The sequence below is a fragment of the Segatella copri genome, assembly GCF_009494395.1.
Lineage (GTDB): Bacteria > Bacteroidota > Bacteroidia > Bacteroidales > Bacteroidaceae > Prevotella.
The window spans coordinates 43,793-60,961 of the sequence record NZ_VZCB01000083.1 but is presented as its reverse complement, the minus strand read 5'-3'; the positions used below and the strand labels follow the sequence as shown (position 1 = coordinate 60,961).

The following is a 17,169-nucleotide window of genomic DNA, read 5'->3' as shown; positions in this document are numbered from 1 at the left end:
CCGAATACCTGCTGTTTGTTTTTGGATGCATATTGTGTTGGTAAGCATCAGATTTAACTCAAAAAGTTCTAAATTCCGTAAATTTCTCCTTGCTAGTTATGGGATATTTAGAAAATTGTCGTATCTTTGTCCCCGAATTGAGGCGTTCTTTGCATATTGCAAAATACAGAAACGAGCAGAAGTCCGCTCGTTTCCATATTGTTACCTATATAATATAGGCAAACGCCCAACTTCTTGATTTTCAATCAAAGCCCAATTTAGAGCGAGTTAGTGTTTTTAAGAGATGATGTATGACAAAAAACGGGAATACATTCAGGCTAGGAGGGATGAAGAACTGGATAGAATTGCTAATTTGATGCAGTTATACAAATTTAACGGAAGAGATGTAATGGCTTTGGACAATAATGTGTACTTTTGTACTAGATAATGATGAAATAAAAACATATTGTAAGAATGAAGACGGTTTTTTGCTCTTTTGGACTGCTGATGGCTGCTGTGCCCGTGTTCGCTCAGAACACTGGGAAGGACTCTGTTGTCTCTACTAAAGCTTTGGATGATGTGGTGGTATCAGCCTCCAATATCAGTCGTGTGGGTGATCATCTCGTCATCTATCCCAACAGCCAGCAACGAAAACATGCGGTCAATGGATTCGGGGTGTTGGAAAACCTGAATATCCCAGGACTCATCATCGACGCGAAGTCGAATCAGGTGGATGTGATGGGACTGCAAGCCACCTTGTATCTGAATGGGCAGGAATGCGACATCAGGGAAATACAGATGCTCCGTCCTCGTGACATCGAGAAGATAGAATATCATGATGCTCCATCGGGAAAATACGCCAAGGATAAGCTTGTCGTCAACTTCATCACCAAACAATACCGATATGGAGGATATGTGCAGGCTGACGGACTGCAGACGATAGGATATGACCATGGCGACTATAATGTTGCCACCAATTATGTAAAAGGTAACAATTCCTATACTGTATTTGCTGGTGCAAACTATAGTCATGTGGATGGTACTGAGACCTGGAACAATGAGAACTATCAGTTTCCGCAATCCCTATTTGATAGGGAGAGCTATAGTAAGAATTCTTACCGGAACCACCAGGAATATATGCAGTTCCGCTATCAGAACCAGAAGGGAAAGAGATATTGGGTGGGCAAGTTTACGCTCGTCAATCTCTCTACTCCAAGAAATGCATCTTCTGGTTTTGCGAGGGAAAGCACAGAGACGGACATCTTCTCAAATATCCGGAAGAAGAGTCTGTCTCCTAAGATTGACCTGAACGCCAACTTGCCTTTAAGCAAGAATCAGACGCTTACTTTGGGAGTACATGGCAAGTATTCTGCCAACTCCTATCATCGTCTTTATCAGGAACAGCCTTTCGAGACAATGACCGATGAAGACGAGAAAGCGCTGTCGTTCCAGCTGTCTGCCATCTATAATTATTTCTCTCAAAAGCATTCTTTTTCTGTGGAACTGTTTCATTACCACGATGTCTGGAATGCCGATTATTCCGGCAATTGCGAACTTTGGCAGCATCTGTGGAAAGGGGAGTCGTTGGCTTTCTTCTCCTATAATTTCCAGGCTAGCAGGCGCTTGAGCCTGAAAACCCGCATCGGATTGGATTGGCTTCAATATCATCTGCACGGAGACAACAGTTTTAGCCAGCTGTCTCCTCGCATCAATACGAATGTGCAATACCAACTGAATAAGGGAATGCTCTTGTGGTCATTCAACTTTGTGAACTCCAATCATGGTATGGATGTCATCAACCGGGCTATGATTCAGGTCAATTCCCACATGATGGAAAAGGGAATGCCCGAACTGAAGAAATCGCATGACATCAACACCTATTTATATTATATGGGGCGTTTCAACAGGTTGAGTATTTCTGCCATCGGACAATTCCGTTACAATCATCATCCTGTAACTGATGATTATTACCTGGATGAGGCAAACAGGAAAATAGTGAAGACTTACTCGAATGGTGGAAATGCTCAATATTATTCTGCTATCCTCGCTTTGCAGTACAAACTGTGTAAGTTTGCCAATCTGTCGGGAGATATCAGATATAACCATGCGGAGGTGAAGACTACCTGGTCGAAGCATAACAACAATTTGACGGGTAATCTTGGGTTGAATATGTTCATGGGTGATTTTGCCTTGAAGCCTTACCTGCATTTTGGCAAGAAGTCTTTAGATGAAGCTGCTTTGGTGATAAACAAGACTCCTATCGACTATGGAATGTCGTGTTCTTACAGCAGGGGCAACCTCTATGTAGAACTTCAGGCAGTATCGCCTTTCAAAAAGCAGGAGAAGCGGTATTGGTTGGATTTGCCTATCTACAGTTACAGTAAGAGCATCAAAGACCAGACGGCTTCGCAATATGCCAGCATCAAGGTTGCTTACTCCTTCGACTTTGGCAGGAAGACCCAAAAAGTAGAGAAGGATGTTAATAAGAATATAAACAGCTCTTTGTTAAGAGTGGAATAGAGTTGAATAAATCTAGATATATGTAATAGCAATAAGAAATGAAGAAGATAAAACAGAAAAGGATGAGAAAGATAGGCATCGCTTCGGCTCTGGGCTTGGTGGTGCTTGTGGTGCTGGGACTGTATGGTGCCAGCAACTATATGCTCAATTATTCGCTCAACTATCCGAAGGAGGAGAGAATGACGGCTGAGCATTGGAAGAACAGAATGAAGAACGAGTGCCCATGGATGATTGGCTGGATGGACTCTGTGTATCAGCACCATTGCGTGAAGGATACCTTTGTCACGATGCCATCGGGCTACAAGGCCCATGCCATCTATCTCTATGCACCGAAGACTACGGAAAAGACTGCCGTGGTGGTGCATGGCTATCAGGTGCGCTCCGAGGGAATGTTGCACATCGCCTATCTCTATAATCACGATATGGGGTATAATGTGCTCCTGCCAGATCTGTATGGACATGGAGAGAGCGAGGGCGACCATATCCAGATGGGATGGAAGGATAGATGGGATGTGATCAGATGGTCGGAAATCGCCAATGAGATTTTTAAAGTGAAGAGTGAAGGACAGAGAGTGAAGGGGGAAGACCGAAGAGCGAAGAATACCCGTCAGGTGATTCACGGTATTTCGATGGGTGCGGCAACCACGATGGCAGTATCGGGAGAGAAGACTCCCGATTACGTGAAGTGCTTTGTGGAGGACTGCGGCTATACCAGCGTGTGGGATGAGTTTTCCGCTCAGCTCAAAGACCAGTTTGGCTTGCCTGCCTTTCCGCTGATGAATACCACTTCTGCTCTTTGCCAGCATCGCTACGGCTGGTCGTTTGCCGAGGCGCAGCAGATAGAGCAGGTTCGCAAGAGCACCAAACCGATGCTCTTTATCCATGGCGATAAGGATGCCTTCGTGCCCTACGCCATGCTTCATCCGCTTTATGAGGCAAAGACGAAGGGCAGAAAAGCTATTTTCATCGCCAAAGGTTCCGTTCATGCTATGGCATATCGCGACCATCACGAGGAATACACCCGCATCGTGAAAGATTTTGTTTCTAAAGAAGAATAGGCTATTCTCTAATATGCTGGCCTACCACATATCCTGTGGTCCAGGCAGCCTGCAGATTGAAGCCGCCGGTGATGGCATCGATGTCGAGCACTTCTCCGGCAAAGAAGAGGTGAGGGCACAGCTTGCTCTCCAGGGTATGCAGGTCGATGTTGTTGAGGCTGATGCCGCCGCAGGTAACAAACTCCTCCTTGAAGGCTCCCTTGCCGTTCACCTGATAGAGGTCGTTGGTGAGGGTTTCTATCAGCAGGTTGCAGCCCTTCTTTCCCATTTCGCTCCATTTCTTCTCGGGTGCATATCCCATCTTCTGAATCAGGAAGAGCCAGAGGCGGGATGGCAGATTGTAGGGGCGGATGCTTGCCAGCTGCTTCTGCGGGTTGGCGATGATGATGCCCTGGATGTTCTCTTCCACCAGCGAGCGGTTGCTCTCGTGTACCCAGTTCACGGAAATCTTAATCTGATAGTTGTTCTTGTGCAGATAGCGGGCTGCATGGGATGAGAGCTTCAGCACGGCAGGACCGCTCATGCCCCAATGGGTGATGAGGAGCGGACCCTCTGCCTTCAGCTTGGTGCCCGGAATGCTGGTATATACCGGCTCCACCACCGTGCCCATCAGGTTCTTGAAAGCCTTGTCGGCGATGTTGAAGGTGAAGAGCGATGGGATAGGCAGCTCTATCGCATGTCCCAGGTCTGAGAGATGCTTGAAACCCTCCTGCTTGGGATGACCGCCCGTGGTGATGGCTACCCGGTGGAAGGCAATCTGCCTGATTTCGGAAACGGGATGAGAGGTCTTGAAATCCAGGAGCAGGCGCTCATCCTCCAGTTCGGTGATGGCGGTGAGCTGGTGGTTGCATTGTATCTTCACGCCCAGTCGCTTGGCGGTATTCACCAGACAGTCGATGATGCTGTGCGAATCCTGCGATTGCGGAAACACGCACTGGTCTTCCTGCGTAACCAGTGGCACGCCGTTCTCCTCAAACCAGTCGAAGGCATGCTGGTAGTCGAATCTTTTGAAGAGTCGCTTCATCAGTTTATGTCCGCGAGGGTACGCCTGTTTCAGGTCGGAAATTTCGTCAAAGGAATTGGTAAGGTTACATCTTCCTCCTCCCGTGATTTCCACCTTGGCGAGAACCTTCGAATTCTTCTCGAAAATCGTGATGTCGGCGTGAGGGAAGTTGCGCTTGGCCTCTATCGCCGCAAAGAATCCTGCGGCACCCCCACCAATAATTGCAATATGTAGTGATTGTGGCATATCGTATTTTTTGGATGATTAGGGTGCAAAGGTACTGCTTTTCTTTGATAAAAGAAGAAAAGTTCCCCTTTTTCTTTTGCAGATACGATAGATTTTTGTAACTTTGCGCAAAAATCATAGTATATCAAGTATCAAATAGATTTATGGCAAAAAGAGAATATGTTGAGGCCAACAAGCGTTGGCTGGAGGAAAAGGCAAAGGAGGAGGGCGTTTTGGCGCTGCCTCGTGGTATATATTATAAGGTGTTGAAGCAGGGCGACCCGAAGGGAGCACAGCCTAGCCGACGCAGTATCGTGACGGCTCATTACACCGGTTGGACCATCAATGGCAAGAAGTTTGATTCCAGCCGTGGCGGTACGCCGTTCGCTATGCGATTGAGCGACCTGATTGATGGCTGGATTGTTGCCATGCAGCAGATGCACGTGGGCGACCAGTGGGAACTTTACATCCCTGCCGAGATGGGCTACGGCAAGTTCTCGCAGCCGGGCATCCCAGGCGGTTCTACCCTGATATTCGAAGTAGAACTGCTGGGAGTGGGATAACCCGGATACTTGAAATTATAAAGATCATTACGATAAGAGAGTCTTGTCCGGCTAAAGTCGGTTCAATTCATCTTCCGCACTGTTCATGCCGTTGTATCTTCCCTTGCGCTTGTTGAATTTCCAGGTTACGGTCAACTTGTAGCTCCATAGCTTGTAATCCTCAGTCTGGGAGAAGTCAACGGCATGCTCGTGGGTTCGCTCCTTGAAGAGCTGCTGATGGAAGAGGTCGTTGGCACTGAAGGCAACCTGTAATCTGCCGTCCATCCACGATTTGTTGGCACCAAGACTCCAGTTCTGAGTGGGGCTGAACTTCGTTTTGCCCACTTGTCCTCCGTTGTCAAAACTGTAGGAGAGCGACAGCTGATAGTCGTTTGGTAGCGTGAAGTAATTGTCAAACGATGCATCCCAAGTTATTCCGTTGTAACAGATTAGCTCTCCTTGATCGTTTGCGGAGAAGCGCTGGTAAGTGATGCTTGCATTGATATTCGGACGCCAGCAGCCGAAGACGTGTCCCCAGTTGAGATATGCCATGTATTTCTGCATCTTGTTGAAGTTCATGAATGTACTCACGTATCTTACGGGCTTGTCCTCCGGCACTTCATGAATGTACATGATGGAGTGTTCGGTACGGGTGTATCTCAGCATTCCCATGAAATCTTTCCACTGCACGGAGTAGGTCAGACGATAGGTGTTGACAGGCTGCAGCTTCGGATTACTGATCTGATACTGAAAGCGCGAGATATAGTAGATGTTCCCACTGAGCTGACTGAAAGAAGGTCGGGCGGTGGTAGTTCGGAAGCTGAGCGAGTGATGCCACGATGGTTCGTTGAGAGTGATACCGAACGATGGAAACCACTGGTCGTAATGGCGCTCCATATTGTCGGGAGATTCCTCCGACAGATTGGTGTATCGGGAGGTGAGATGCTCGTATCGGATGCCTGCCCACCAGCTCCATCTGCCAGCTTCACCCTGATATTGCAGGTAAGCAGCCGTCTTGGTATCGTGGTTTTTGTATTCCGTAGTTCCAAGCATATCGGCAGAACTTTCGGTTCTACCCTTGCCTTCCATCAGGCTCCATTCGCCACCATAGTTGATGGAATGTTTATCAGAGAAGAGTTGTTTGACTTCGATTCTTCCACTATAGATATCGTAGTTGGAATTAGAGCGGTTGAGGGTTTCCTGCATCTCGCTACCTTCTTTCTCCGTGATAGGCTGGCTGTCAGAATCCTTGTTCCTGGCATAGTCCAGATAAATCTGTGATGAGAGATGTTTCGACCATTTAGCCAGATGGAAGAGGTTGAAGTGGTGGCTGCGCTGGTGTCCCCATTGCTGGCTCTCCGCATCAAAATACTTCATTTCGCCATCCGCATCAGAAAGCTTCATCTCGCTATTTGTATCTTCTCCTGCTGGGTTAGGATAGCGATAGTACTGCTGCTGTTTCTCGCTTCTGCCGCCATTCAGCCAAAGCCCTTCCCATTGTATTCCCACTTCGTGCTGCTTGCTGATTAACCAGTCGAAGTTGAGTTCCGTAGCGTTATAATTTGCCTTGTTCTTGCCATGGCGGTCGGCTCCGAAGAGATATTCGCCATCATTAGCTCTTACGAGCGCTTCCTGTGGCTGATGCACATTGTAACGGTTGTCTGTGTAACCGTAAAATCCTGTGAGCGAAATTTTCTTCGTTACCCAACCCAGAGTCAATTCCTCGTGGTTGGTGTTCACCTCGCTCAATTCATCATACACCTGCATCTTGCCGAATATACCCTCGTCTGTTCTTCTCGTCAGGATTCTCAGTACGGCTCCCGTCGTTGCATCATATTTTGCACCAGGAGTGGTAATGAGTTCTATTTCATCTATCAGCTTCACATCGAGATGAGAGAGTTCGGCAGAAGTCGCCTTCTTGTCGTTGAGATAGATGATGGGTGCTCCCAGTCCGTTTACTTCCAGAGTTCCATCGGCGGTTTGTTTCATGCCGGGGATGTGCTTCAATACATCTTCCAGCGTTGGCTCCTTTGCCAAGGGAGTGTTGCGGATACGGGTAACCAGGGCATCGTTTCTCATCTTGTACATCGGGCGATGACCTGTTACGGTTACGGCTTGAATCTCGGCCTCCTTATCAGCTTTAATCTCAGCTTCTTGGTTAGCTTTGATCGAATCTTTTTCCGTCTGTACCGAGTCTGCGGAAACTCCAGATGTCGGGAATTTCCCATTTTGTGCAGTTGCACAGGTGGCGGTGGCTAGCATCGTCCATAAAACTGTTTCTTTCTTCATATTCTTCCTTGTTTTTTGTTTTCGTTTGCAAAGGAACAGCTTTTCGGGCTCAAAATCGCAAATAATCATTACTGAAACATTACGCTGGCAAAATAATAGGACTCCACCTTTTTATATATAGTGAAATCTTTGTACCTTTGCACTGAAAAAAGAAAAAATGATATGAATAGAAGAATCAAACAAGTCTGGCTGCTCGCCATCCTTTCCTCTTTCCTGCTGATAGGCTTGCAGACCTATTGGCTCTATAATAGCGTGACCTATTCGATGGGAGAGATGGGGAAGAAAAACGCCGAAAAGGCGGAACAGGCGATTATTGCCTATCTGACAAATATCGGAGCGGCGGTAAAAGAAAAATCACATATCGGTTATGTCGTCTCGGCATATTTTTCAGACTTCAAGGGTCCCTGTACTACGGTTTGCTCTCCGCTGGATACGGATACAATCATTGGTGGAGTGGTGTATAGCAAGCCGGGATTCGGCAATGTGATGGAGAAGAGAGATACTTTCGATTTGCGTGAGACGGATTCCAATAATTCTTTTGATTGCCTGAATACTTACATCACTTACCAGCTTACCCGCTTTGACAAGGCGCATTTTGATCGTTTCATCAGTAGGAAACTGGGCAATGATTTCATCGGGGCAGAGATGAAGACGGGCAAGCATCGTCTGTGGCAGACAAGAATCGTAGAGCCTCCTACCTTGTTTCATCACGAAATGCTGGTGGAAGTGCCTTTCAATCCTATCCAGTATCAGTCGATGCAGATGAGGATGCAGGTGCCGATGCTGCCCATCCTGAAGGGAATGATGTGGCAGATGATAGGAAGTCTGCTGGTTACCATCATGCTTCTCCTGAGTATAGCTTATCTCATCAAGGTGATGCTCCTGCAGAAGAAGGTGGATAAGATGCGAAGCGACTTCGTGCATACGATGATTCACGAGTTGAAGCGCCCCGTGCAGACGCTGAAGATGTGTGTATCCGTATTCTCTGCTCAAAAGACAGATGAGAAGGATGAGAATGCCCTTATTATGGAGACCGTAAGAGAGGAGAGCGATAACCTGACCGCCTATCTCGCCAAACTCCGTGAAGTAATCAGGGCAGAGGAACAAATCCCGCTCCAGATAACTTCTTTCGATATCTATGCCGCTTTGCTGAATCTGGTGGCAGTTTATCGAAAGAATAAGCAGAAGGAGGTGAATGTTTCGCTCGATTACCAGCGCACTTCCGATAGGATGATGGGAGATAGAGACCAGCTTCTGAATGTGGTCAGCAATCTGATGGAGAACTCGGTGAAGTATTCTGGCGACATTGTCAATATCCATGTTGCCTGCCGAGATACCGAGAAGGAGGAAGTCATGATTTCTGTATCAGATAATGGTATCGGAATTTCGCCCGACGAGCAGCAGAGAGTCTGGACGAAGTTCTATCGCAGCAATGCTTACCCGGATATGATGCAGCCGGGCATCGGCTTGGGTTTGAGTTTTGTTGATATGATTGTGAAGGCCCATGGGGGTAGAAAAATGATGCAGAGCGAAGTGGGCAAGGGAACCAGGATTTCGATCATCATCCCGCAGCACTCCTGATGCATCCGGTTTAACGCTATAAACAATAGAAAAAATGATCAAGATATTATTTGCAGACGATGACTTGAAATATTCCATGTTGCTGAAGAGTTTCCTGCAGCAGCATGGCTACGATGTGACTTATGCCGGCAATGGCAAGAAGGCATGGGAGCAGTTCCCGGAAGTGAAGCCCGACCTGGTATTGCTCGACATCAATATGCCGGAGATGGATGGCTATGAGGTGGCAGAACGCATCAGAACCATCGACCCGAAGGTGCTTATCTTCTTTCTCACCGACCGTACGGAGAAGAACGATCGACTGAAAGGTTTCTCCCTGAAGGCAAACGATTATCTTGCCAAACCCTTCTATCCGGAAGAGTTGCTGGCAAGAATAGAGGAGCGGTTCTCCATGAATGAGAGTGAGACGATAGAAGAGGAGGTGTATCATTTCGGAGAAACCACCTTCTGCTATAACAACAATGAGCTTCGTACCCGTTCCTCTCGTGTGCTCATCACCAGCCGACAAGCCGACATCCTCCGTCTGCTGGCGATGAATATCGGCAATGTGGTAAGCAAGGAGATGATACAGGAGGCGGTGTGGGGTACCGTGAGCTATGCCAACTCCCTGGCTGTGAATGTGCAGATGACGTATCTTCGCCATGCTCTTCAGCATGATGTGACCGTTAAGATTGAGTCGCTGAAGAAAAAGGGATATGTTTTGTCTGTTATTTCTTCAGAGTAACGATGATGTAGCTTCTGCCATCCTCTTTCAGACCTCTATCCTGAATGGCTTTGGTGCCCTCTTTCAAAATCTCGATGGCTTTGATCTTGCTGGGAGAAATCTTGTTGAATTCCTCTTTAGTCAGCTCCTGTTCTCTGCCCTTGATCAGATAGTGAGGGTCTGGCTTGGGGGCAGGAGGTGTGGTAGTGGTGATGATATGAATTTCTATCACATCGCTTTTGGGTGCCGGCAAGACGGTGGTGTTTACCCGGTAATTCTTGATGGTTTTACCGATAAGCTCCTTGCCGGTAAAGTTTGGGATGCGCTCACCGTCAATGCTGTAGATACGCAGGGTATCTGCCTTCGATGCCATACTGCTGGTTATGCCCAGCAGGGCAAATGCAATGGTGAAAATATACTTTTTCATAAGCGTGAAATGTTTTATCATTCGTTTAACTGTGCCAATGGAAGTAGTTGATAACTACCATCTTGCGTTTCTGCCATGTTGATGGTGTAATGCTGCATGTTGCCTTCGTTGTCCAGGGTTGAGATAACGATGTTATCGCCTTGGCGGTTGATGGTCAGCTGCTCGGCAGAAGGCAGCGCGGCAGAGGCTATTTCATAAATCTGATTAAAATCTTCATGAATGCTTCTTTCTGTTTCAGAAGAAGTCTTCCCCGTATTTTCTGAAGTCTTCTCCGTATTGCCAGAAGAGGTCTCTTCTGTATTTCCTATAGTCTTCCCTGCATGTTTCTCGCTTCTTTCTGCAATATTCTTTCTTTTGTCAAGGGCCATCTTGCTTGACTTCATTTCCTGCGGAGTCACGATATCCCGGGTTGCTGCCAGGAAGAGGGAGTCGGCACGTTCCATCTTTTCGTATGCGTTCAGGTTCCCGTCTTCATCCTCGGAAGATGGCTGCGAGCGAACCACCTGCTCTGTAGGAACCAGGTTGGCAAGACCAGGTTGTTGTTCAGAAGAGGATGAGAAATAATCCTTGATAGGGAAGAGCAGGAAGATGAGGCCTGCCAGCATCGCCGTAGCGAGAAGTATCGCAGAGAGGCGTACCCATCTTGTTTCGTGCTTCTTAGAAGCAGCAAGGGACATCTCTTTCATTTGCGGCTGTCCATCAGCTTCTTCCACCTGATGAATATTCGGAGTATAGTTCTCCATTCCCAGCATCAGGTTTCTGATGTCGAGATCCTCATCCGTTAAATCCTTATCCTCGCAATGGCGATAGAAATCAGCCAATGCCTGTTCTTCCTCCACGCTGGTATCAGCATCGAGGTAGCGCTCTATCAGCTCGTGGCGATAGGTTATATCTTCTAGTTTCTTCATTTCTTTCCTTTTTAGAGTTTATGACTTCATCATTTTCAACAATGATCTTCTTGCTGCAGAAATCATCGTCTTGGTGCTCGTCTTGTTGGCTCCGCAGATTTCGGCAATCTCATCGAGGCTCTTTCCCTCGCTTCTCAATAGCAGCATTCTTCTCTGCGTATCCGGAAGCCTGTCCATCGCCCTGTTGAGTCGCCTTTGCGTATCCTCGCCGATGATGGTCTGGTCGGTACGTTCGGTTGCCGTACAGATTTCTGCAGGATGCTTCATCTGTTCCAGCGATGCCGTTTGGGCTTTGTTGCGTCTCAGATGGTCGATACAGAGATTCCTGGCTATCGTCATTCCGAGCGCCTCGATGCTCTGGTATTCAGAGAGCCTTTCGCGCATCTTCCAGAGCTTCACCAGGGTTTCCTGCACGATGTCATCAGCTTCTTCGGCAAGGGTTCCTGCCGAGAGATAGCGTTGACAATGTGCCGTCAACCTAGGGCGCATTTCCTGGGCGATATGTTCAAATTCTGTTTCTTCCATTTGTTTCTTTTTATGTGTATGACGCAAGAAGAGGCGGAAGGTAAACAAAAAAATGCTACCTTCGCACATTTCTGTGCAAAGATAGCATAAAAACTTGAGATATTGACATATCTTTTATTTTATTTGTGGATGAAGTGGTTTATTCCTCTGTTTTTGCCATCATCTTCTCGTAGAGTCCATCCACGATGGAGTCGGCGAGCGAGATGTTGGGCACCATGATGCTTTCACACTTCAGGTATTCGCATGCCTTGAGGAAGATTTCTGCGGCAGGAATGATTACATCGGCACGGTCTTCCTTCAGAGAGAAGGAAATCTCGCGCTCCTCGATGCTCAGGGGCTGCATCATCGAGTAGAGACGCTTCAGCTCGGCAAGCGTCAGGTTCTTGGCGTCCTGCTTGCTGTGGCGTGCCAGTTTGTTCAACTTGTTGATGTTGCCACCCGAACCGATGATCCTGATGTCGCCGTATTGCTCGGCATATCTCGTAAGGTTCTCCTTGAAGAGCTTTTCGGTATCGGAAGTCACCTTGCCGCTCAGCATTCTCAGCGTACCCATGTTGTAGGAATAGCTCTCGGCGAGCACACCATCGTGGATGATGCTCACCTCCGTGGAACCACCGCCCACATCGATGTAGGCAAAGCTGCCCTCGTTGGAGTCTGTTTTCTCTACCAGGTTATTGTAGAGGAGCTGAGCCTCCTCCTGACCCTTGATGATTTCGAGTTTGATGCCGGTTTGCTTCTCTATCTTCTTGAGCACCTTCTTGCCGTTCTCGGCATCGCGCATTGCAGAAGTGGCACAGGCGCGAAATGCCTCTACGTCATTGAGTTTCATGAATTGCTTGAAGCCCTTCATCATGTGGAGCATCATCTTCTCACGCTCCTTGGAAACCTTTCCAAGGGTGAAAACATCCTTACCCAATCGCAGTGGGATGCGGATGAACATGAGTTTCTTGATGCGGTCTTCCTCACGGATAGCCTCGGGATCGAAGCGCTTGATGAGGAGTCGGGCTCCGTTGGAGCCGATATCTATGGATGCTAAATTCATCATTATTATAGTGTTTTATGTTTAGTGTTATCAATAATCATTAATCAATAATCATTAATTATTAATCATTATTTATATGCTTTATAAAGTTCTTCCTGACTGCGGAATGGCTCGCCTTCCACAAATTCCTTGCCGCCCTTGCCATCTACCACTCGGCCGTTCATCGTATCTCTCATACCATAGGAGATGGTGCGGAGCAGGTCTGCCTGCATATTCTCGTCATATACCGGGGTGAGTACCTCGATGCGGTTGATGAGGTTTCTAGGCATCCAGTCGGCTGAACCAATGAAGTATCTTGGCTTGCCTCCGTTGGCAAAGATGAGGATGCGGCTGTGCTCCAGATAGCGGTCGATGATGCCCACGCAGCGGATGTTGTCGCTGAGCTTGGCGATGCCTGGCACCAGCGAACAGTTGCCACGGATTACGATGTCGATCTTCACACCTGCCTTTGACGCCTGATAGAGCTTGGTTACCATATCGGTATCGGTGATGTGGTTGATCTTCATCTTCACCCAAGCCTCCTTGCCCTCGTTGGCATTCTTGATTTCGGTGTCGAGCATGCGCAGGATGCGGCTCTTCATGGAGTTAGGAGATACGAGGAGCTCGTTGAAGCGGAATGGTGAGAATGGACGGTCGATGAAATCGAATACCTTAGCCACCTCGTTTACCAGCTTAGTACGGGCGGTCATCATCAGATAGTCGGTATAGATCTTGGCATTGCCCTCGTGGAAGTTTCCGGTTCCCACGCAGGCGATGTTGCCCTTCTTTGACTCGATATAGAGCAGCTTGGAGTGAATCTTCAGTCCTTCTACACCGAAGATTACGTTCACGCCCTCTTCCTGCATGCGCTTGCTCCACTTGATGTTGCTCTCCTCGTCGAAACGTGCCAGAAGCTCTACCACGGCAGTCACCTTCTTGCCGTTGCGGGCAGCAGTGATGAGTGCCTTCACTACCTTTGAATCCTTGGCCAGGCGATAGAGGGTGGTCTTGATAGCCTTCACCTCGGGCTTGGTGGCAGCCTCACGGAGCACACGGATGTAGCCGTTGAAGCTATGGTAGGGTACATGGATAAAACGGTCTTTCTCACGAATCTGGTCGAGGATACTCTCGTTTGAGAGGAATTCCGGTTTCATGATAGGAGCCCATTTTTCGTACTTCAGTTCCTTGTGGCCGCAATCAGGGAACGACATCAGATCCTTGTGGTTCTGGTATCTTCCGCCAGCCAGAGAAGCATCCAACTCCTTGGTGTTCAATCGCTCACGCAGCTTCTTCTGAAGTTCCTTCGGCATCTCCTGGTCGTAGATTACGCGCACGGCTTCACCCTTTTTGCGGCTGCTTACACCCAGGGCAATCTTCTCCATGGTTCCGAAGTCGGCATCGTTGTCCATCTCCATCTCGGCATCCTTGGTAAACTTGAAACTGAAGGCACGGTAGGTGCTCTTCTTGAAACCGAGGAATACCAGTGGCAGACAGTATCTGATTACATCGTCCAGATACATGATGTTGTCGAAACCATCGCTTGCCGGTACCTTCACCCAGCGTCCATAGACTCTATCCGGTACCTTAACTACGGCATATTTCTTCTTCTTGTCATCCTCAGCCTTTTCTACGGCTAGGTAGATGCGGTTGTCCTCCAGTGTGGAGAGGTCGTCTATCTCGTTGAGCCAGATAGGGTTGACAGAACCATTGAGCTTGTCGTAGAAGAACTGCGTGAGGAACTCCTTCTGCTCGTCGTTGAGCAGGTCTTCGGTGAGCAGGCGAACCTTGTGTACTTCAAGTTCGTGGAAAACTGTATCCACCGCTTCAGTGTATTCTTTCGAATAAGATTCATTGAGCTTATTGATCGTTTTAAGAGATTTCTTAATCTGCTGTTCGGTATCCTTGTCGAGTTTCTGGTCGAGCATACGGTTGAGCGATGCCACACGGACACGGAAGAACTCGTCGAGGTTGTTGGAGTAAATACCGAGGAAAGAGAGGCGCTCCAACAGTGGCACATACTCTTTCTCTGCCTCCTGCAGAATGCGATGGTTGAAGTACATCCAACTGATGTCGCGTTCTACATAAGCTTTCTTCATCATATCTTCTTTAGTCATGATTGCACGAGTTGATTTTTTGAGTTACTTTACTTTTGCAGGCTCTTTCTTAGACTTGTTTCCAGAAGTTTCAGCCTTCTTCTCAGCCTTCTTTTCTGTCATTTCTGCTTTCTTCTCAGCCTTCTTGTCAGTCATCTCAGCTTTCTTTTCAGCCTTCTTTTCTGTCATTTCAGCTTTCTTGTCAGCCTTCTTTTCAGGAATCTCCAAAACCAAATAGTCGGTGTCTCCATCGATAAAGTGGAGTTCCTTGCGGAAGAACTTGCTGCTTCCTGCTGGCACGATGATGTCGTGCAACTGATCGCAGTCGTCAAAGGTATGACGGCCTATCTTTTCTGGGGTACCAGCGAAGGTAATCTTCTTCAACTTGTCGCATTCTGCAAAGGCATAGCTTCTTACGACCTTTACGCCCGCAGGTACATAAACGTTATTCAATTCATCACAATCGTAGAAAGCATCGTGCTCGATTTCCTTTACGCTGTTGGCGATGATCACGTTCTTGAGGACCTTCTTGCCACGGAATGCCATCTCGCCGATAATCTCCACTCCCTCTGGAATGGTGAAGCTTGTCTCCTGACTCATGCAATATACCAGGCGCTTCTTGTCGTTGGTATAAACTGCATCGCCATCGTACTCGAAACTGTCGCTGTCTATCTTCTGCAAAGCGAGATTGAGCACTAAGTTTTCAAACTTGCCGTCTTTCTTGGAGCTCTTCTTAAGAATCTCCAAGATTGCTTTCTTGTTTTCCTTCATCCTAATATATATTTTAATGTTGTTTACCTGAACTTGATTGTAAAGCTTTTGCCCTTCAGATGGCGTTCACTTTAAAGAAATACCTTTTTCTTTTCGGCTGCAAAGATACGGTGATATTTTCAGATGTGAAAGAAAAAGCGATTACGTGTTTGTGACGATGATGTTACGACCATATTACTGATATTACAGAAACATTACGGGTGTTACAAATGCGTGATGTAACATCTTTGTAATACTTATGTTTTACGGTAGAAATATCTTCTCCTTACCTTTGCAGTCGAAATGAAGAAGATGCCTTCCTATGTCAATGAGGAGGGTTTCATTCGGAATAAGCAAAATCAGATTTACGTGTATATATAATAAGGTAAGAAATGAAGAAGAAAACGTATTTGTTGATGGCACTCACGATGGTGTCGATGGGAATGAATGCCCAGAATTCAGGGAACAGCTCTTTTGAGAAGGGCATCGGGGAATTCACCAAGACCATGACCATTGGTGGAACCATCCGCTCTAAGTATGAGTACCAGACCGAAGAGGGGGAGGGACGATTCGAGGTGCGTACAGCCCGCATCAACGTGACTGGCAATGTAACACCTCAGGTAAGCTATAAGGCGGAAATCGATCTCTGCGACGAGGGTAAGATCAAGATGCTGGATGCCTATACACGCATCAAGCCTTGGAAGACCCTGCAGTTCACCATCGGTCAGGAGCGTGTGCCATTCACCATCGATGCTCACCGTTCTCCTCATCAGCAGTACTTTGCCAACCGTTCGTTTATCGCCAAGCAGGTAGGTAACGTTCGCGACGTGGGTGCAGAAATCGGATACACCTGGAATGTTGGCTTCCCTATCGTGGTGAATGCCGGTATCTTCAACGGTTCTGGCTTGACCAACCAGAAGGATTACTGGACCAAGGGTGTTAACTATTCTGCCAAGGCTCAGTTCCTCTTTCCGAATGTGAATCTGGTGTTGAGTACCCAGAAGATTAAGCCATCTGATGTTACGGTAACGATGTATGATGGCGGTATCACCTTCCACAAGGGTGGTTTCATAGCTGAGGCTGAGTATCTTTACAAGCACTACAGCAAGGATGCCTTCCACGATGTGCATGCGTTCGATGGTTTCGTATGCTATGATATTCCGGTGGCTAATCCTAAGAGCCTCATCAGAAAGGTTTCGCCATTGGCAAGATATGATTTCATGAGCGACCACAGTGATGGTACCCGATATGGCGGTTCTGATACAGAGCTTGGTGCCTTGAAGATCAATGATTACAAGCGCCATCGTGTTACGGGCGGTGTAACCCTGAGCCTTGCCAAGCCATTCATCTCGGATATCCGTATCAACTACGAGAAGTATTTCTATCGCAAGGGTGGCATAGCCAAGACTTCAGAAAAGGATAAGATTGTTGTTGAGTTCATGACAAAATTCTAAAATCCCATTGTGAGAAAGTTATATGTTTAGAAAAAAGCCCAGCAAGGTTCGTTGAATCCTGCTGGGCTTTCATCTTTATAATCACTAATAATTA

14 protein-coding genes are annotated in these 17,169 nt (G+C 47.4%); 6 read left to right on the top strand and 8 right to left on the bottom strand.

Translation table 11 applies throughout. The features are described from left to right. Positions 1 to 453 precede the first annotated feature (453 nt). Positions 454 to 2,499, top strand: a complete 2,046-nt coding sequence (locus F7D73_RS11880; protein ID WP_153124966.1) for a hypothetical protein — start codon at positions 454 to 456, stop codon at positions 2,497 to 2,499. A 38-nt stretch (positions 2,500 to 2,537) separates the two neighbouring features. After that, positions 2,538 to 3,557, top strand: a complete 1,020-nt coding sequence (locus tag F7D73_RS11875; protein WP_228117732.1) for an alpha/beta hydrolase — start codon at positions 2,538 to 2,540, stop codon at positions 3,555 to 3,557. 1 nt (position 3,558) lies between these two features. Here the strand turns inward: F7D73_RS11875 and F7D73_RS11870 are convergent, their stop codons facing one another. Next, on the bottom strand, positions 3,559 to 4,806 hold the full coding sequence (locus tag F7D73_RS11870; RefSeq protein ID WP_153124964.1) for an NAD(P)/FAD-dependent oxidoreductase: 1,248 nt from the start codon (positions 4,804 to 4,806) through the stop codon (positions 3,559 to 3,561). Between the two features lie 143 nt (positions 4,807 to 4,949). Between F7D73_RS11870 and F7D73_RS11865 the strand changes: the two genes are divergently transcribed. Beyond that, positions 4,950 to 5,348, top strand: coding sequence for an FKBP-type peptidyl-prolyl cis-trans isomerase (locus F7D73_RS11865; protein ID WP_118312361.1), 399 nt, complete (start codon positions 4,950 to 4,952; stop codon positions 5,346 to 5,348). Between the two features lie 51 nt (positions 5,349 to 5,399). On the opposite strand, the gene F7D73_RS11860 is transcribed toward F7D73_RS11865, so the two are convergent. Next, positions 5,400 to 7,616 (bottom strand): outer membrane beta-barrel protein, encoded by a 2,217-nt coding sequence (locus F7D73_RS11860; protein ID WP_194256909.1) that lies wholly within the window; start codon positions 7,614 to 7,616, stop codon positions 5,400 to 5,402. A gap of 162 nt (positions 7,617 to 7,778) precedes the next feature. Between F7D73_RS11860 and F7D73_RS11855 the strand changes: the two genes are divergently transcribed. Beyond that, the gene (locus tag F7D73_RS11855; RefSeq protein ID WP_153124960.1) at positions 7,779 to 9,197 is read left to right on the top strand and encodes a sensor histidine kinase; all 1,419 of its coding nucleotides are present in this window, start codon (positions 7,779 to 7,781) and stop codon (positions 9,195 to 9,197) included. A gap of 34 nt (positions 9,198 to 9,231) precedes the next feature. After that, complete coding sequence (locus F7D73_RS11850) at positions 9,232 to 9,918, top strand: response regulator transcription factor (protein WP_153124958.1); 687 nt, start codon at positions 9,232 to 9,234, stop codon at positions 9,916 to 9,918. On the opposite strand, the gene F7D73_RS11845 is transcribed toward F7D73_RS11850, so the two are convergent. The 6 genes from F7D73_RS11845 to F7D73_RS11820 form a co-directional block, all read right to left on the bottom strand. Then, on the bottom strand, positions 9,902 to 10,324 hold the full coding sequence (locus F7D73_RS11845) for a hypothetical protein (protein ID WP_153124957.1): 423 nt from the start codon (positions 10,322 to 10,324) through the stop codon (positions 9,902 to 9,904). The genes F7D73_RS11850 and F7D73_RS11845 overlap by 17 nt on opposite strands. Positions 10,325 to 10,341: 17 nt before the next feature. Next, positions 10,342 to 11,232 (bottom strand): hypothetical protein, encoded by an 891-nt coding sequence (locus tag F7D73_RS11840; RefSeq protein WP_153124954.1) that lies wholly within the window; start codon positions 11,230 to 11,232, stop codon positions 10,342 to 10,344. 18 nt (positions 11,233 to 11,250) lie between these two features. Next, entirely contained in the window at positions 11,251 to 11,757 is a 507-nt protein-coding gene (locus F7D73_RS11835; protein WP_181993595.1) for an RNA polymerase sigma factor, read from the bottom strand. 139 nt (positions 11,758 to 11,896) lie between these two features. Further along, the gene (locus tag F7D73_RS11830; protein WP_153124952.1) at positions 11,897 to 12,802 is read right to left on the bottom strand and encodes a Ppx/GppA phosphatase family protein; all 906 of its coding nucleotides are present in this window, start codon (positions 12,800 to 12,802) and stop codon (positions 11,897 to 11,899) included. 65 nt (positions 12,803 to 12,867) lie between these two features. After that, on the bottom strand, positions 12,868 to 14,892 hold the full coding sequence (locus F7D73_RS11825) for an RNA degradosome polyphosphate kinase (RefSeq protein WP_153124950.1): 2,025 nt from the start codon (positions 14,890 to 14,892) through the stop codon (positions 12,868 to 12,870). Between the two features lie 24 nt (positions 14,893 to 14,916). After that, positions 14,917 to 15,642, bottom strand: coding sequence for a leucine-rich repeat domain-containing protein (locus F7D73_RS11820; protein WP_153124949.1), 726 nt, complete (start codon positions 15,640 to 15,642; stop codon positions 14,917 to 14,919). A gap of 371 nt (positions 15,643 to 16,013) precedes the next feature. Between F7D73_RS11820 and F7D73_RS11815 the strand changes: the two genes are divergently transcribed. Next, positions 16,014 to 17,075 carry a porin gene (locus F7D73_RS11815; RefSeq protein WP_153124947.1) on the top strand — a complete coding sequence of 354 codons (1,062 nt, stop codon included), beginning with the start codon at positions 16,014 to 16,016 and terminating at the stop codon, positions 17,073 to 17,075. Positions 17,076 to 17,169: the final 94 nt, after the last annotated feature.

What these genes read in the sequence shown, in the direction of transcription:
- F7D73_RS11880 (WP_153124966.1), top strand. Translation starts at nt 454, where the DNA reads ATGAAGACGGTTTTTTGCTCTTTTGGACTGCTGATGGCTGCTGTGCCC.
- F7D73_RS11875 (WP_228117732.1), top strand. Translation starts at nt 2,538, where the DNA reads ATGAAGAAGATAAAACAGAAAAGGATGAGAAAGATAGGCATCGCTTCG.
- F7D73_RS11870 (WP_153124964.1), bottom strand. Translation starts at nt 4,806, where the DNA reads ATGCCACAATCACTACATATTGCAATTATTGGTGGGGGTGCCGCAGGA.
- F7D73_RS11865 (WP_118312361.1), top strand. Translation starts at nt 4,950, where the DNA reads ATGGCAAAAAGAGAATATGTTGAGGCCAACAAGCGTTGGCTGGAGGAA.
- F7D73_RS11860 (WP_194256909.1), bottom strand. Translation starts at nt 7,616, where the DNA reads ATGAAGAAAGAAACAGTTTTATGGACGATGCTAGCCACCGCCACCTGT.
- F7D73_RS11855 (WP_153124960.1), top strand. Translation starts at nt 7,779, where the DNA reads ATGAATAGAAGAATCAAACAAGTCTGGCTGCTCGCCATCCTTTCCTCT.
- F7D73_RS11850 (WP_153124958.1), top strand. Translation starts at nt 9,232, where the DNA reads ATGATCAAGATATTATTTGCAGACGATGACTTGAAATATTCCATGTTG.
- F7D73_RS11845 (WP_153124957.1), bottom strand. Translation starts at nt 10,324, where the DNA reads ATGAAAAAGTATATTTTCACCATTGCATTTGCCCTGCTGGGCATAACC.
- F7D73_RS11840 (WP_153124954.1), bottom strand. Translation starts at nt 11,232, where the DNA reads ATGAAGAAACTAGAAGATATAACCTATCGCCACGAGCTGATAGAGCGC.
- F7D73_RS11835 (WP_181993595.1), bottom strand. Translation starts at nt 11,757, where the DNA reads ATGGAAGAAACAGAATTTGAACATATCGCCCAGGAAATGCGCCCTAGG.
- F7D73_RS11830 (WP_153124952.1), bottom strand. Translation starts at nt 12,802, where the DNA reads ATGATGAATTTAGCATCCATAGATATCGGCTCCAACGGAGCCCGACTC.
- F7D73_RS11825 (WP_153124950.1), bottom strand. Translation starts at nt 14,892, where the DNA reads ATGACTAAAGAAGATATGATGAAGAAAGCTTATGTAGAACGCGACATC.
- F7D73_RS11820 (WP_153124949.1), bottom strand. Translation starts at nt 15,642, where the DNA reads ATGAAGGAAAACAAGAAAGCAATCTTGGAGATTCTTAAGAAGAGCTCC.
- F7D73_RS11815 (WP_153124947.1), top strand. Translation starts at nt 16,014, where the DNA reads ATGAAGAAGAAAACGTATTTGTTGATGGCACTCACGATGGTGTCGATG.